Origin of the sequence: Achromobacter veterisilvae (assembly GCF_900496975.1) — a bacterium.
GTDB lineage: Bacteria > Pseudomonadota > Gammaproteobacteria > Burkholderiales > Burkholderiaceae_B > Achromobacter > Achromobacter veterisilvae.
In genome coordinates, this window is record NZ_UFQC01000008.1 from 103,961 (window position 1) to 119,596 (window position 15,636).

Annotated in this window: 11 protein-coding genes and 1 tRNA gene; 1 reads left to right on the plus strand and 11 read right to left on the minus strand. The window is 64.3% G+C overall.

The features are described 5' to 3' along the window. The first annotated feature begins 275 nt into the window (after positions 1–275). Positions 276–2,699: a ferric-rhodotorulic acid/ferric-coprogen receptor FhuE gene (gene fhuE / locus AVE30378_RS09215; protein ID WP_129240550.1), complete on the plus strand. Its 2,424-nt coding sequence runs from the start codon at positions 276–278 to the stop codon at positions 2,697–2,699. Positions 2,700–2,800: 101 nt separating this feature from the next. Here the strand turns inward: fhuE and AVE30378_RS09220 are convergent. The 11 genes from AVE30378_RS09220 to hfq all read right to left on the minus strand — a co-directional run bounded on the left by AVE30378_RS09220 (position 2,801) and on the right by hfq (position 15,497). After that, positions 2,801–2,879 (minus strand) — tRNA-Ile (locus AVE30378_RS09220). Positions 2,880–2,888: 9 nt separating this feature from the next. Beyond that, on the minus strand, positions 2,889–5,156 hold the full coding sequence (rpoD, locus tag AVE30378_RS09225; protein ID WP_129240551.1) for an RNA polymerase sigma factor RpoD: 2,268 nt from the start codon (positions 5,154–5,156) through the stop codon (positions 2,889–2,891). Between the two features lie 679 nt (positions 5,157–5,835). Beyond that, positions 5,836–7,911 (minus strand): DNA primase, encoded by a 2,076-nt coding sequence (gene dnaG / locus AVE30378_RS09230; RefSeq protein ID WP_129240552.1) that lies wholly within the window; start codon positions 7,909–7,911, stop codon positions 5,836–5,838. A gap of 19 nt (positions 7,912–7,930) precedes the next feature. Next, positions 7,931–8,143 carry a 30S ribosomal protein S21 gene (rpsU, locus tag AVE30378_RS09235; protein ID WP_006218592.1) on the minus strand — a complete coding sequence of 71 codons (213 nt, stop codon included), beginning with the start codon at positions 8,141–8,143 and terminating at the stop codon, positions 7,931–7,933. Positions 8,144–8,463: 320 nt separating this feature from the next. Then, positions 8,464–9,006 carry a phosphoribosyltransferase gene (locus AVE30378_RS09240; protein WP_129240553.1) on the minus strand — a complete coding sequence of 181 codons (543 nt, stop codon included), beginning with the start codon at positions 9,004–9,006 and terminating at the stop codon, positions 8,464–8,466. Positions 9,007–9,089: 83 nt separating this feature from the next. Further along, positions 9,090–10,385 carry an adenylosuccinate synthase gene (locus AVE30378_RS09245; protein WP_165360131.1) on the minus strand — a complete coding sequence of 432 codons (1,296 nt, stop codon included), beginning with the start codon at positions 10,383–10,385 and terminating at the stop codon, positions 9,090–9,092. A gap of 76 nt (positions 10,386–10,461) precedes the next feature. Continuing rightward, positions 10,462–11,619 carry an ATP phosphoribosyltransferase regulatory subunit gene (locus AVE30378_RS09250; protein ID WP_129240555.1) on the minus strand — a complete coding sequence of 386 codons (1,158 nt, stop codon included), beginning with the start codon at positions 11,617–11,619 and terminating at the stop codon, positions 10,462–10,464. 262 nt (positions 11,620–11,881) lie between these two features. After that, positions 11,882–12,784: a protease modulator HflC gene (hflC, locus tag AVE30378_RS09255; protein ID WP_129240556.1), complete on the minus strand. Its 903-nt coding sequence runs from the start codon at positions 12,782–12,784 to the stop codon at positions 11,882–11,884. An 18-nt stretch (positions 12,785–12,802) separates the two neighbouring features. After that, positions 12,803–14,104, minus strand: coding sequence for an FtsH protease activity modulator HflK (gene hflK / locus AVE30378_RS09260; RefSeq protein WP_129240557.1), 1,302 nt, complete (start codon positions 14,102–14,104; stop codon positions 12,803–12,805). Beyond that, complete coding sequence (hflX, locus tag AVE30378_RS09265) at positions 14,070–15,176, minus strand: GTPase HflX (RefSeq protein WP_129240558.1); 1,107 nt, start codon at positions 15,174–15,176, stop codon at positions 14,070–14,072. The genes hflK and hflX overlap by 35 nt, the downstream gene beginning before the upstream one ends. An 84-nt stretch (positions 15,177–15,260) precedes the next feature. After that, a complete protein-coding gene (hfq, locus tag AVE30378_RS09270; RefSeq protein ID WP_006218585.1) occupies positions 15,261–15,497 on the minus strand; it encodes an RNA chaperone Hfq in 237 nt (78 codons plus the stop codon). Between the last annotated feature and the right edge of the window lie 139 nt (positions 15,498–15,636).

Sequence of the window (15,636 nt, forward strand, 5' to 3'; positions counted from 1 at the left end):
GCTCGTTCGGTATAGCAAATGAGAGCGTGTTCGATCGCGGCCCGGCCAGCCCGGATTCCCCCTGGAGCCTCGTTGCCCGCGGGCCCTGCAGGGCGCCCGCAGCAAAGGTTTGCGGATATCGCACGGCGAAGCGCGACGGCTCGCTCTCATCGATAAATCACGTCCGAGGAACCAAATCCGTCATGCCCCGTCACTGCATCCGTGCCGCTCGCCACCCGGCGCCCCGCCCACATCGCCCCGCGCCTCGCGCCCGAGCACCGCTATACATGGCGCCGATGGCGTGCATGATTCGGCTGGCGATCGCGGGAAGCGCGTTGGCCCTTGCGGGCTGGCAGCCGCCCGCCCTGGCGCAAACCGCCGCCGCCCCGCGCCCCCAAGCAGCCCAGCAGCGCTACGACATCCCCCCGGGACCGTTGAGCGCGGTACTGGCCCGCTTCGTGAACGAATCGGGCGTGCTGGTGGCTGGCGCGGGCGAACTGGCCCAAGGCAAGAACAGCCCGGGCGTCTCGGGCACCTTGGAGGCGCAGGCGGCGCTCAACGCGCTGCTGGCCGGAACCGGCTTGAAAGCCGCGCCGCGGGACGCCGGTTCCTATGTGCTGGAACGGATTCCCGGGGCCGCGGCAGGAGGCGTCACGATGCTGGACAGCGTGACGGTGACGGGGACAGGCGAAACGACCGAAGGCACGGGATCGTACATTACGCCGGTAACGGCGGCGGCCACCGGGCTGAAGCTCTCGCCGCGAGAAACGCCGCAATCGGTGAGCGTGGTCACACGCCAGCGCATCGACGACCAGAGCCTGCAGGACCTGGGCAGCATTCTGCAGAACACCACCGGCATCTCCACCTTGCAGCTCGACAGCGAGCGCACCATTTTCTCCGCCCGCGGCTTCCCTATCGAAGACCTGCAGTACGACGGCATTTCAACCTACTACAAGAGCAATTACGCCGCCGGCGAATCCGAACTGGACTCGGTTCTCTACGACCGCGTCGAAGTCGTGCGCGGCGCCACCGGACTGCTCACGGGCGCGGGTCAGCCGTCGGCTTCGGTCAATCTGGTGCGCAAGCGCGCCGACAGCAGGACTTTCAAGGGCGAAGCCACGATCAGCGCCGGCTCTTGGGACAACTATCGCGGCACCCTGGACCTGTCCACGCCCGTCACGTCCGACGGGCGCATCCGCACGCGGCTCGTCGCCTCGCATGAAGACAAGAAGTCGTTCTTTGACCGATATGAGCGCAAACGCAGCGTGTTCTACGGTGTGGTGGAGGCCGATCTCACGCCCCGCACTACCCTTGCCGTGGGCGGCAGCTATCAGAAGAGCGATGCGGAAGGCCTGACCTACGGCGGTGTTCCGCTCTGGTACACGGACGGCAGCCGCACAAGCTTCCGCCGTTCGTTCACGGTGGCGCCGAAATGGAACTGGGAAGAGGTCGAGGTCCAGAACATCTTCGCCAACCTCGATCACCGCTTCAGCAACGGATGGAACGCGCAATTGCGATTGATGCACAGCCGCAGCGACGTCGATAACGCGCGGCTGTTCGTCTGGGGCTTTCCCGACCGGAACACCGGCCAGGTCGCCGATACGCCTTCGCTCGTGCGCTTTCCGGGGTACCGCGAACAGAACAGCGCCGATGCCCGGCTTTCCGGGCCGTTCTCGCTGGCCGGACGCGAGCATGAAGCGGTCCTGGGCGTGAGCTATTTGAACCACAAGTATTCGTTCGACTGGATCGGCGCGAGCACGGCATGGAACAGTCCATTCAACGTGTCCGACTTCGGCTCGGTGCCGGAACCTGAGTGGGACTACGGCGGCCGGGAACTGTCCGAGCGCAACCACACCAAACAGGCCGCGGTATACGGCGCGCTGCGCCTATCGCTCACCGACGATCTCAAGCTGATCCTGGGCGGGCGCTACACCCATTACGACCGCGAAGGCGCCGGCTGGGCATCGTCGGGGCAATATCAATATAGCGACGGGAAATTCGTTCCCTACGCCGGCGTCGTCTACGATCTGAATCCGACCTATTCGGTCTACGCCAGCTATACCAGCATTTTCAACTACCAGGACCTGCGCGACCGCAGCGGCAACTGGCTGGCCCCGGTGACGGGCAAGGCTTACGAAACCGGCATCAAGGGCGAATACCTCGACGGCCGGGTAAACGCGTCGCTGGCCCTGTTCCGCATAGAACAAGACAACCTGGCCCAAGCGGACGTGGGATATCTCGTGCCGGGCACGACCGAAACGGCCTACTACGGCGCCGACGGCGCGACCTCGCGGGGGATCGAGTTCGAACTGGCGGGCGAAGTCGCGCGAGGATGGCAGCTATTCCTGGGCGCCACCCGGTTTATCGCCCGGGACACCTCGGGCAAAGACGTCAACACCGAACGGCCGCGCACGCTGCTGCGCCTGTTCACTACCTATCAGTTGCCAGGCGAATGGCACCGCCTGACGGTCGGCGGCGGCGTCAACTGGCAAAGCCGCGTCTACTATGAAAACGTCGGCCCCAACGGAGAGCGCCAGCAACAGGGCGGCTACGCCGTCGCCAGCCTGCTGGCTCGCTATCAGTTCACTCCCGATCTGTCGGCGCAATTGAACGTCAACAATGTGTTCGACAAGAAATACCAGCGCGCCGTCAACTGGTACGGCCAAGGCATTTGGGGCACGCCGGCGGAAGTGATGGCCACCCTTCGGTACAGGTTCTGACGGGCGTGCGTCGACCGCGGGCTGCAGCATACTCACATCCCGCCAGGCCCGCGCAAATGAACAAGGGGCTACGCCGCAATGGCGTAGCCCCTTGATTTTCTTGGTAGGCCCCCCGAGAGTCGAACTCGGCACCAACGGATTATGAGTCCGCTGCTCTAACCAGGCATGAGCTAGAGGCCCAGGAAACGATTACTGCCCTTCCAGGAAGCTCTTCAGCTTGTCGGCCCGGCTGGGGTGACGCAGTTTGCGCAACGCCTTCGCCTCTATTTGGCGGATGCGCTCGCGCGTGACGTCGAATTGCTTGCCCACTTCTTCCAGGGTCTGGTCGGTGCTCATTTCGATGCCGAAACGCATGCGCAGGACCTTGGCTTCACGCGGGGTGAGAGAGTCTAGCACTTCCTTGACCACGTCGCGCATCGAACCATGCAGCGCCGCGTCCGAAGGCGCCAGCGTGGAGGTGTCCTCGATGAAGTCGCCCAGGTGCGAGTCGTCGTCGTCACCGATGGGCGTTTCCATGGAGATCGGCTCCTTGGCGATCTTCAGGATCTTGCGGATCTTGTCCTCGGGCATGTCCATCTTCTGCGCCAGGGTCGCGGGATCCGGCTCGGCGCCGGTTTCCTGCAGGATCTGGCGGCTGATCCGGTTCATCTTGTTGATCGTTTCGATCATGTGGACCGGAATGCGGATGGTGCGCGCCTGGTCGGCGATGGAACGGGTGATGGCCTGGCGGATCCACCACGTCGCGTAGGTCGAGAACTTGTAGCCGCGGCGGTACTCGAACTTGTCCACGGCCTTCATCAGGCCGATGTTGCCTTCCTGGATCAGATCCAGGAACTGCAGGCCGCGGTTCGTGTACTTCTTGGCGATGGAAATCACCAGGCGCAGGTTGGCCTCGGTCATTTCGCGCTTGGCCTTGCGGGCCTTGGCTTCGCCGGTGGCCATGCGCTTGTTGACGTCCTTCAGGTCCTTCAGCGGCAGCACGACGCGCGTTTGCAGGTCGATGAGCTTCTGCTGCAGTTCCTGCACGGCGGGGATCTGGCGCTCCAGCGTTTCGGCGTACGGATGGCCGGCGGCCACTTCGTCCATGACCCACTGCAGGTTCGTTTCGTTGCCCGGGAAGACCTTGATGAAGTGCGTGCGCGGCATGCCGGCACGGTCCACACACGTGTGCAGGACGGCGCGCTCGAGCTGGCGCACTTCCTCGACCTGCTGGCGCAGCGTGTCGGCCAGCTTCTCGACCATCTTGGCGGTGAAGCGGATGCCCATCAGTTCATTCTGGATGGATTCCTGGGCGCGCACGTAGACGTCCGACTTGTAGCCGTCCTTTTCGTAGGACTGGCGCATCTTGTCGAACTGCTTGCCGACCTCGTCGAACTTGGCCAGGGCCTTGACGCGCAGGTCTTCCAGTTGCTTGCTGGACATGCCGCCGGCGGGGCCGTCGTCGCTTTCGTCTTCGTCGGCGGTGACGCCGGCGCCGGCGTATTCCTCGCCGTCTTCCGGATCGACCAGGCCGTCGACCACTTCATCGATCTGCGCCTGGCCTTCGCGCACGCGCAGGATGTGGGCGAGGATCTCGTTGATCGTGGTCGGGCAGGCCGAGATGGCCATGACCATGTGCTTCAGGCCGTCTTCGATGCGCTTGGCGATTTCGATTTCGCCTTCGCGCGTCAGCAGTTCCACCGAACCCATCTCGCGCATGTACATGCGGACGGGGTCCGTGGTGCGGCCGAAGTCGGAGTCCACCGTGGTCAGCGCGGCTTCGGCTTCGTCTTCGACGTCGTCGTCGTTGGAGGCGACGGGCGCGTTCTCGCTCATCAGCAGCGTTTCGGCGTCGGGAGCCTGGTCGTAGACCGCGATGCCCATGTCGCTGAAGGTGCTGATGATGCCGTCGATCGCTTCCGCATCGACCAGGTCGTCGGGCAGATGATCGTTGATTTCACCGTACGTCAGGTAGCCGCGGTCCTTGCCCAGCTTGATCAACTGCTTCAGGCGGTTGCGGCGGGCTTCGTATTCTTCCGGGCTCACGGGGCCGCGGGCGATCAGATCCTTGGGATCGGCCTTGCCACGCTTGCCGCCGCGCTTCGGCGGCTTCAGGTCGGGCAGGACCTCGCCTTCGCCGTCCATCGTATCGTCGAAGCCGTCGGAATCGTTATTGGCGTTCTTGGCGGGGCGGCCCGGGCGGCGGCCGCTGGGCGCCGGACGCGCGCTGCCCACCAGGTCGGCCAGCTTGTCTTCGGCCTTCTTGGCGCGAGCCTTCGTCACCTTCTCAGGCTTGTCAGCCCCGGCAGCCGTCTTGGCCACCTTTTTGGCGGCCGTCTTGGCAGCGGGCTTGGCGACCTTCACCGCCGTCTTGGCGGGCGCTTTTTCCGCCGCCATGCTTACCGCACGCTTGGCCGTCTTGGCCTCGGTTTCGGCCGCATTCATTGCAGAGGAGGATTTGCCGGTGGATTTGGTCATAGTCGCTTCCGTGGTCGTCGCAACCCGATTGGGCATGTTGCACCGCATTAAGCCACCCTGGACGGCTGCCCAGCGCGGCGGTACTACGGGTAAAACTGGTGAATCGGCCGAAACCAAGCGGCTGCGTTGTTCGCAGCGCCAGCCCTTGTGAGCCCGCCTTGCGCCGTTCCGGTGCGCGACCGTAGTGGCTCTTGGCGTGCATGGCTTCATTCGGGGACGGATCCCGGGCGTCGGGGGGGCTGCCTGCCTATAAATAGGCGTTGCTTGCTTATCGGGCCATTACCCAAAGCAGCTCAGTAGACACAGCACCCAAACCACTAACGCTACGCGGAAACAACCGCCGCCGAACTTGCCTGATTCACCGCTCAGCTATATTAATTAACTACGTAACAAATTTGACGCACGTATCCATTTTTTTATTTCGGCTGGCTTACTTCGGCCGGCTTACCCGGGCGCCGCGTCAAACCCTTACATCGATTAGATTCCAGCGGCAGAAATAGATTCCCGCCAGCCAGATGCATTTTGTACTGCCAACGGCGCTGTTGATTTCGCTGTTGATTCCTTCGTTGCCGGCATGAATCGGCCATAAACGCCACAATCAGCGCCACAATCCATCATCGGCCCGCGGCATCGGATCTGAAACCCTCCGCCCCGCGGAAAACCTTTGATTTTAGCGCATTTAGCGTATTCCAGCACCTTTCAGTACCGTCAGGCGGCTGGAAAGTTCCAAATAACGCTTGCGCGCCTCCTCGGTCGCCAATCCGCTGGCGGCCAGCCTGGTCATCTCGGACCTGGCGGCATCGAACTCGATACGGCGCAGGGCGTCGTCCCATTCGGTTTGCGGATCGGGCAGGTCTTCCTGGGACAGGATGTCGGCCCTCAGGCCCTTCAGCACGGTCGCCAGGTCCGAATCGGGATCCGCCGCTTCCAGCAGCGCGCCGACGTGGCGGGCGCCGCTGGACTGCGCCAGCATGATCAAGTCCCTGACTAGACCTAGATGGGGTCCATGATCGATGACTTCAAGCTGCTGGTCTCCCATGGAGTCCACCAGCTCGGGGTGCGCCAGGAGCAGGCCCAGCAGGCGCTTGGCCAGCGACGGCATGGTGCGGCGCCCTTCGAAGCCGCCCACGTCGTCGCGCCGGCCCTTCCAGCCGCCCTTTCCGCCCTTCCAGTCGCCTTTACCGCCCTTCCAGTCGCTTTTGCCTTTCCAGTCGCCCTTGCCCTTCCATTCCTGCCTGCCCGGGTAGGCAGCGGCCGCCCCGGGGGATTCGCCGTCCCGGGACGGAAAATGGCCGTAGTCCGCGTAATCGGACTCGTCGGCGGGAATGTCGTGGAAATCGTGTCCGCCGAAGTCATGGCCCATGTCCGGCGGGCCCGCGTCGTGGCCCGCGGCCTGGCCCGGCCCCTGGCCTGCCGCCTGCGCCCCTTCCCCCGGCCTGGGGCCGGGCGCGAAAGGCTTGGCCGGCTGCTGCGCCAGCACCTGGGCCATTTCCTCGGGCGTCAATTGCACGAGCTTGGCCATTTCCCGCTCGATCTGCACGCGCAGCGCGCATTCGGGTATGGCGGCCAGCAGCGGCTTGGCTTCGTGCAGGCAGCTTGCCCGCCCTTCGGCCTCGTCCATGTTGTGCCGCGACCCGAGTTCGTCCAGCAGGAAGCGCGACAGCGCCACCGCATCGCCCAGGCAGGCGCGGAAAGCCTCCGCGCCCAGTTCGCGCACATACGAATCCGGATCGTGCTCCGACGGCAGGAACAGGAAGCGGATCGCGATATCGTCGCGCAGCACGGGCAGGCAGGCCTGCAGCGCGCGCCACGCGGCGCGGCGGCCGGCCCCGTCCCCGTCGAAGCTGAAAATCACCTTGTCGCTCGTGCGCAGCAACTTCTTCACGTGATCCGGCGTGGTGGCGGTGCCCAGCGTGGCCACCGCGTTCGCGATGCCCTGCTGCGCCAGGCCGACGACGTCCATATAGCCTTCGACCACGATCACCTGCCCTTCCTGGCGGATGGACTGGCGCGCCTCCCACAGCCCGTAGAGCTCGTGGCCCTTCGAAAACAGCGGGGTTTCCGGCGAATTCAGGTACTTGGGTTCGCCCTTGCCGATGATGCGGCCGCCGAACCCGATCAGGCTGCCCCGCACGTTGCGGATCGGGAACATGATGCGTTCCCGGAAACGGTCGTAGCGGCGGCCGTCCTCGGACTCGATGACCAGGCCCGATTCCACCAGGACCGGATCTTCGTAGCTGGGAAAGACTTGCGACAGGCCGTGGCGGTCCGTGCCGGACCACCCCAGGCCGAAATGCGCCGCGATCTCGCCGGTCAGGCCGCGCTGCTTCAGGTAGCGGATCGCCGCGGGCGATGCCCGCAACTGCTTCAGGTAATGCGCCTGGGCGGCATCCAGCACCTGCGTATGGCGGGATTCCTCGGCCTTGCGGCGCGCGGACTCCTGCTGCTGGCGCGGACTGCGGTTTTCTTCGGGGACCGTCATTCCCACCGAGCCGGCGAGCGTGCGCACGGCATCGGGGAAACTGGCGCCCGTGTGTTCCATCAGGAAGGTGATGGCGCTGCCGTGCGCTCCACAACCGAAGCAGTGATAGAACTGCTTGGTGGGACTGACGGTGAACGAGGGGCTTTTTTCGTTATGAAAAGGGCACAGGCCAAGCAAGTTGGCCCCGCCCTTTCGCAACTGCACGTATCGCCCGACTATGTCGACGACGTCGACTCGGGCGAGCAAATCCTGGATGAATGATTCTGGAATCAATAGATTCGGGAATCAAAAATCAATACAGGCGCGGGGGCAGTTGTTGGCTACGGATGCGCTTGTAGTGGCGCTTCACGGCGGCGGCGTGCTTGCGCTTGCGCTCGGCCGTGGGCTTCTCATAGAACTCGCGCGAACGCAGCTCGGTGAGCAAACCGGTCTTTTCGATGGTGCGCTTGAAGCGGCGCAGAGCGGCTTCAAACGGTTCGTTTTCCTTCAGTCGAACGATAGGCATAAAGTAATTGGCCTGCTTGTAGGGTAACAAAAGTTGATGACAAACCTGGCTTGCTTACCAGCAACGCTGCACGGGTCCAGTTGCGCGAAGACGGCCCTCGATGACACGAAAAAATCATACCAAGAGAGGCAAGCGCCGCGCACTGGGAACCGGATTCCAGCTGGCTGTTTCCGTTACCCAAAGACTACCCAAAGAGTAACAAGCCAAGTTCGGTTTAGCGATAACCAGCGATTCTAGCATGGCCATGGGCATTTTGACTACTGGAGGGACACCTTGGGGCCACAGGCCGCCAGGCGCCCCATCCCGCCCTGCCGCCTGGCTCAGCCCTGGGAACCCTTGCGGATCCACGCCTCGAGCTGGTGCGGGCGCAGGCTGTCGTAATCTTCGAAAGGCTGGTGGATCCACGGGTTCGTGGGCAGCTTTTCGACGTAATAGTCGGGCGTCGCCTGGGAATGCCCCTTCCACCAGAGCACGGCGCTGCGCAGCTCGGTGATGTCGGAGAACTGCTTCTTGAGGTGGTCGTAGACCTTGCTGAAGGTCTTGCCGGTATCGACCATGTCGTCCACCAGCAACACACGCCCGGACAGGGTGCCGCGCGTAATGGTGATGAACTGGGCGATATCCATATCGCCCTGCTTGGTGCCGGCCGCTTCGCGATAGCTGCTGGTGGCCAGGATGCCCAGCGGTACGTCGAAAATACGGGACATAACGTCGCCGACGCGCATGCCGCCGCGCGCCAGGCAAAGAATCTTGTCGAACTTCCAACCCGACTGATGCACCTGCAAGGACAGGCGCTCGATCAGGCGGTTGTAGTCGTCCCACGTCACCCACAGATGGCTGTCATCATTGGTCGGCGTGCTCATAGGCAAGCATCTCCTGCTTAAAGATACGAAAAGGCCGCCGCCGGTGTGAGACCGGCGGCGGCCTTGCGAATAATAACCCGATGTCAGCCCTTCAGGGGATGACGCAGCACAATGGTTTCGTTGCGGTCGGGGCCGGTCGACACCAGGTCGATGGGCACGCCGCAGACTTCGGCCACGCGCTCCAGGTAGCGGCGGGCCGCCTGGGGCAGCTTGTCGTACTCGGTGATGCCGACGGTGGATTCGCTCCAGCCGGGCAGCTCTTCCAGCACCGGCTGCGCCTGGGCGACCGCGTGCGCGCCATAGGGCAGCACGTCGCGGAATTCGCCGTTGACGCGGTAGCCCACGCCCAACTGGATGGTTTCCAGGCCGTCGAGCACGTCCAGCTTGGTGATGCACAGGCCGGTAATGCCGTTCAGGCGAACCGAGCGCTTCAGCGCGGCGCCGTCGAACCAGCCGCAGCGGCGCGGACGGCCCGTGACCGAACCGAATTCCTTGCCGATGGTCGCCAGGCGGGTGCCGATCTCGTCGACCAGTTCCGTGGGGAACGGGCCCGAGCCGACGCGGGTCGTGTAGGCCTTGGTGATGCCCAGGACGTAGTCCAGTTGCTGGGGGCCGACGCCGGCGCCGGCCGATGCCGCGCCCGCGACGCAATTGCTGCTGGTGACGAACGGGTAGGTGCCGTGATCGACGTCCAGCAGCGCGCCCTGCGCGCCTTCGAACAGGATGCGCTTGCCTTCCTGCTGCATGGCATACAGGTTGCTGGACACGTCCTTAACCATCGGGGCGATGGCCGGAGCCAGCGCCATGGCCTGGTCGCGCACTTCGTCGGCGGAAACCGCCTCGGCGCCCAGGTACTTGGTCAGCACGAAGTTGTGGTAGTCCAGCACTTCGGCGAGCTTCTCGTCGAACAGCGAAGGATTGAACAGGTCCTGCACGCGCAGCGCGCGGCGGGCGACCTTGTCTTCGTAGGCGGGGCCGATGCCGCGGCCGGTCGTGCCGATCTTGCCGTCGCCCTTGCGCGCTTCGCGCGCCTTGTCGATGGCGACGTGGTACGGCAGGATCAGCGGGCAGATTTCGGAAATCTGCAGGCGCGAACGCACGTCCAGGCCGGCGGCCTCAAGCTCTTCGATTTCCTTGAGCAGGGCTTCCGGGGACAGCACGACGCCATTGCCGATGAAGCAGGTGACGCCGGGATGCATGATGCCCGACGGGATCAGGCGAAGAATCGTCTTCTTGCCGTTGATCCACAGCGTATGGCCGGCATTGTGACCGCCTTGGAAGCGGACCACGCCCTGGACGGATTCCGCCAGCCAGTCGACGATCTTGCCCTTGCCCTCGTCACCCCACTGGGTGCCGATTACGACTACGTTCTTGCTCATGTTACGAATCAATATCGAGTTTCTCGGGAAATCCGGAAATCTCCCCGCGGCCCCCTCGTTTCCGAGAGGGAGTTAGTCACAGCGTCCTGACCGTCCAGGCGCCGTCCTGCAGCGCCAGCTCGCGATCGCAAACGAATTCGTCCTGATCCTGCTCGTGGCCGGGCAATACCTGGACGACGATTTCCCCCGACCGGCGCAGGCGGCGAACCGCCTCGGTCAGGGCGGGGGCCTGCCCCCAGGGAGCGCGAACCGCACGCGCCCGTTCCGCCGGCGCCAAACCCGCCGCCAGCTTGCGTAAATCCAGGCTGAAACCCGTGGCGGGACGCGCCCGGCCGAATGCGCGGCTGACGTCGTCGTAGCGTCCGCCGCTGACCAGCGCGTCGCGCCAGCCTTCGGCGTACAGCGCGAACTTCACGCCGGAATGGTAGCCGTAGCCCCCCACGTCGGCCAGGTCGACCCCGAACGACACACTGGGCATGGTGTCCACCACGGTTTGCAGCGCATCCAGCGCCGCGGCCACGCCGGGCAGCAGGGGCAGATCGCGGCGGGCTTCCTTCAGCACTTCGGGGCCGCCATACAGATTGGGCAGCAGCTTCAGGGCCTGCAGCGTCTCGCCGCGCAGGCCGGGCGCGCGCGCCGACAGTTCGACCAGGCCGGGAACGTCCTTCTCGCGCATCAGGAGGATGACCTCTTCCGACAGCGGGCCCAGGGCGGAATCCGACTCCAGGATGGCGCGAAGCACGCCCGGATGACAGAGGTCGAGCCGGGGATTGCGCACGCCGGCGATCGCCACCGTTTCCAGCACGAGCTGGATGATTTCCAGGTCGGCCTCGAAACCGGCATGGCCGTAGATCTCGGCGCCGATCTGCAACAGTTCGCGGCTGGCCAGCAGGTCCGCCGGGCGGGCATGCAGCACGTTGCCGCAATAGCAAAGGCGCGTGACGCCCGCGCGGTTCAGCAAGTGCGCGTCGATGCGCGTGACCTGAGGAGTCATGTCCGCGCGCACGCCCAGCGTGCGGCCCGACAGTTGGTCGATCAATTTGCACGTACGCAGATCCAGATCGCTGCCCGTGCCGGACAGCAACGAATCGATGTATTCGACCAGGGGCGGCGCGACCAGCTCGAAACCGTACGTGCGGTACAGATCGAGAAGTTCGCGGCGCAATTCCTCGATGCGCCGGGCCTCGGCCGGAAGTACGTCGGCAAGGCTCTCGGGCAGCAACCAGTTACCCATGAATGTTTACCTGAATAACGCCTAGTGATGCGTGGGCGTCGCCCAAACGAAAAGCGGCTGAGGGGCGTAAGCCCGCTCAGCCGCTGCGGAATGTTTTCTAGCTTACGCGGTATTGTACATGGTTCGGCGGCCGGCGCCAGCCGGAATTGCCCGCGCAAGCAACCGTCCCCCATTGCGCCGGGGCGAGGCGCCCACCCGCCGGAATACGAAAAAGCCCCTTGGAAATCCAAGGGGCTTTGCGTTGCGCGCTAGCGCGGCCGCATCACTTGGCCGGCACGGTGACCGGAGCCAGGGCGGCGCCGGCCGGGTCCTTCATGAACTGGAAGAAGCTGGAGCTGGGGTCGACCACCAGCACGTCGCCCGGCTTCGAGAACGAAGCGCGATAGGCTTCCAGGCTCTTGTAGTACGTGTAGAACTGCGGGTTCTTGCCGTAGGCCTGCGCGTAGATCGATGCCGCGGCGGCATCGCCCTCGCCCATGATGCCCTGGGCCTTGGCATACGCCTGGGCCACGATCACTTCGCGCTGGCGGTCGGCTTCGGCGCGGATCTTCTCGCCTTCGGCGGCGCCGATGGAACGCAGTTCGTTGGCGACGCGGGTACGCTCGGCTTCCATGCGGCGATACACCGATTCCGAAATCTCCGGCGCGAACTCGATGCGGCGCAGGCGCACGTCGACGATCTGCACGCCCAGGGGCTCGGCGCGCTTGGCCACGTTGGTCAGGATCTCGGCCATGATCTTGTCGCGCTCGGTCGAGACCACGTCGCGCACCGTGCGCACGTTGACCGATGCGTTGAGCGCGTCGCGGATCAGCGCTTGCAGGCGTTCCTGCGCCACGCGTTCGTTGCCGCCCGTCGACACGTAGTACTGGCGGGGATCGGCAATGCGCCACTTGACGTAGGAATCGATCAGCAGGTTCTTCTTTTCGGAAGTCTGGATGCGTTCGGCTTCGTTGGTTTCGATGGTCAGAATGCGCTTGTCGAGCGTCACGACATTCTGGAACGGCGGCGGGGCCTTGAAATACAGGCCGGGTTCATTGATGGTCTTGCGCACTTCGCCCAGCGAGAACACCAGGGCGTAGTCGCGCTCGCGCACGACGAAGACGCAGGAAGACAGGGCGGCCAGCACGATGAGCAGGCCGACCAGGATAGGCATGAGACGTTGCATGATCAGGACTCCTCCGGGTTAGCGCGACGTACGGTCGCGAGGCAGCGTGTTGCTGTTGCTGCTGCCGGAAGACTGAGGCACCGGCACGGCGTTGCCGCGCAACGGAGGCTGGATGGGCGGGCTGACCAACGCGGGCGAACCGGGGTTGCCGACGCTGGACTTGCTGGCGTCCTGGGCTGCCAGATGCATGATCTTGTCCAAGGGCAGGTACAGCATGTTGTTGTTGCTCTTGGTGTCGACCATGACCTTGCTGGCGCGCGTGAAGATGTCCTGCATGCTTTCCAGGTACATGCGCTGGCGCATGACCGCCGGCGCCTTCTCGTATTCGCCGAGGATGCTGGTGAAGCGCGAGGTATTACCCTGGGCATCGCCGACGACCTTGGCCTTGTAGCCTTCAGCCTGTTCGGTCATGCGGGACGCCTGGCCGCTGGCCAGCGGCACGACCTGGTTGGCGTAGGCCTGCCCTTCGTTGATCTGGCGCTCGCGGTCCTGGCCCGCCTTGACGGCGTCGTCGAACGCGGCCTGCACCTGCTCGGGCGGCTGCACGTTCTGGATGGCGACGGTGCTGACCTGCACGCCGGTCTGGTAGCGGTCGAGGATCTGCTGCATCAGCGTCTGCACTTGCGAGGCGACCGCGGTGCGGCCCTCGTACAGCACGAAGTCCATCGACTGCTTGCCCACGACTTCGCGCATGGCCGTTTCTGAGGCCTGGCGCACGGATTCGTCCGGGTCGCGCGTCATGAAGAGGTAATCGGGCGCGCCGTCGGCGCGCAGGCGGTACTGGACGACGAACTGCATGTCGACGATGTTCTCGTCCGTCGTGAGCATCAGCGCTTCGGGCAGGACCTTGTTGCGCGAACCGCCGCGGAAACCGACTTCAAACGTGCGCAGTTGCGACACGTTGACGATCTCCTGGCTCTGGATGGGGTACGGCAGGCGCCATTGGAAGCCGGCTTGCGACGTGCTCTTGTACTTGCCGAACTGGGTCACGACCGCGACCTGGCCTTCCTGCACGATGTAGAAGCCGCTGGCCAGCCAGATGCCCGCCGCGACCAGGGCGACCACGCCCAGGCCGATGCGCGCGCCGCGCGGCGAAGGCGGCGTCATGCCGCCCCGGTTGCCAGGGCGGTTGTTGCCGCCCCCGCCCTTGCGCCCGAACAGCGATCCGATGCGATTATTGAAATCGCGCCAGACCTCGTCCAGGTCGGGAGGGCCGTCTCCGCTGCCTTGAGGCCGCTTGGGCGGCGGCTCGGAGCCGTTGTTGTTCCCACGACCCCAACCGGGGTCATTCAGATTGAAGAGTTTGATAATTCGCGGCATTGTTTCCCACAATCTGTCCGGTTTCCGCAATTGCCCCGCGCAACGCATCCAAACCGGCGCGCTCGGTGGCGCTTACAAATACTCGCGCAATCGTACCATGTGCATCGCGCTCCACCCGGGGTTCCAAGCCCGCCCGATCTATCTTGTTGTATACAAGAATGGTGGGAACGGCCGCGGCGCCGATTTCGGCAAGCACCTTGTTGACTTCGAAAATCTGCTCGTCGCGCTGCGGGCTGGCGGCGTCGACCACGTGCAGCAGCAGGTCGGCATGCACGGTCTCTTCCAGGGTGGCGCGGAACGCCGCGATCAGGCCGTGGGGCAGATCGCGGATGAACCCCACGGTGTCGGACACCACCACCGAGCCCGCCCCTTCGATCCAGATGCGGCGCGTGGTCGTGTCCAGGGTGGCGAAAAGCTGGTCGGCGGCGTAGCTGTCAGCCCGGGTCAGCGCGTTGAACAGGGTGGATTTGCCGGCGTTGGTATACCCGACCAGCGACACCGACAGGGCGCCGCCCCGGGCGCGCGCGCGGCGCTGGGTCACGCGCTGGCGTTCGACCTTGTCCAGGCGCTCGCGCAGCACCTTGACCTTCGCGCCGATCATGCGGCGGTCCATTTCCAACTGGGATTCGCCCGGCCCACGCATGCCGATGCCCCCGCGCTGGCGCTCCAGGTGGGACCACATGCGGGTCAGGCGGGTGGCCAAATGCTGGAGCTGGGCCAGTTCCACCTGCAGCTTGCCTTCGTGGCTCTTGGCCCGCAGGGCGAAGATGTCCAGGATGAGCGCGACGCGGTCCACCACGCGCAGGTTGAACGCGCGTTCCAGGTTGCGCTGCTGGGCCGGCGACAGGGGCTGGTCGAACAGCACGATATCGGCCAACAGCGCCTGCGCCATGGCCACGCCCTCGTCGGCCTTGCCCGAGCCGATGAAGAACTTGGCGTCGGGCCGGTCGCGCCGCGCGGTCAGGGTGCCGACGATTTCCGCGCCGGCGCCCTTGGCCAGCATGGCGAATTCCTCGGCATGGGCCGCGAAATCCGGGTCTCCCAGATCGACACTGATGATCAAAGCGCGCATACATGCACCATATTGGACCCAAAGCGAAAATGCCCGCCGACGTCAGCCGTCCGGCGGGCAATAAAAGGTAAAGCTGGAGCGAGATTATTCAGCAGGGACTTCCACCTGGAAATTCACGGCGCGCGCGGGAACGACGGTTGAAATGGCGTGCTTGTAGACCATTTGCGTGACCGTATTGCGCAGCAGCACCACGTACTGGTCGAAGGATTCGATTTGCCCTTGAAGCTTGATGCCGTTCACGAGGTAGATCGACACGGGGACATGGTCCTTGCGCAGCGTGTTCAGGAACGGATCTTGCAGAGTTTGCCCTTTATTGCTCATTGGCCAGGCTCCATTTGTTTGTTATTGAATGGTGGCGTACTTGTGTACTGGTGGGGTACGCCGAAACGTGTACTCTACAGGGTTTTCCCGGCCCGTGCTACTTGACCAGGATGCAAAAAGTGACACCAGAGATTTCCGG

Coding starts and splice junctions, on each gene's coding strand:
- hflC (WP_129240556.1), bottom strand. CDS start 12,784: ATGCAACGTCTCATGCCTATCCTGGTCGGCCTGCTCATCGTGCTGGCC.
- AVE30378_RS09250 (WP_129240555.1), bottom strand. CDS start 11,619: ATGGGTAACTGGTTGCTGCCCGAGAGCCTTGCCGACGTACTTCCGGCC.
- AVE30378_RS09245 (WP_165360131.1), bottom strand. CDS start 10,385: ATGAGCAAGAACGTAGTCGTAATCGGCACCCAGTGGGGTGACGAGGGC.
- fhuE (WP_129240550.1), top strand. CDS start 276: ATGGCGTGCATGATTCGGCTGGCGATCGCGGGAAGCGCGTTGGCCCTT.
- rpoD (WP_129240551.1), bottom strand. CDS start 5,156: ATGACCAAATCCACCGGCAAATCCTCCTCTGCAATGAATGCGGCCGAA.
- rpsU (WP_006218592.1), bottom strand. CDS start 8,143: ATGCCTATCGTTCGACTGAAGGAAAACGAACCGTTTGAAGCCGCTCTG.
- hflK (WP_129240557.1), bottom strand. CDS start 14,104: ATGCCGCGAATTATCAAACTCTTCAATCTGAATGACCCCGGTTGGGGT.
- hflX (WP_129240558.1), bottom strand. CDS start 15,176: ATGCGCGCTTTGATCATCAGTGTCGATCTGGGAGACCCGGATTTCGCG.
- AVE30378_RS09240 (WP_129240553.1), bottom strand. CDS start 9,006: ATGAGCACGCCGACCAATGATGACAGCCATCTGTGGGTGACGTGGGAC.
- hfq (WP_006218585.1), bottom strand. CDS start 15,497: ATGAGCAATAAAGGGCAAACTCTGCAAGATCCGTTCCTGAACACGCTG.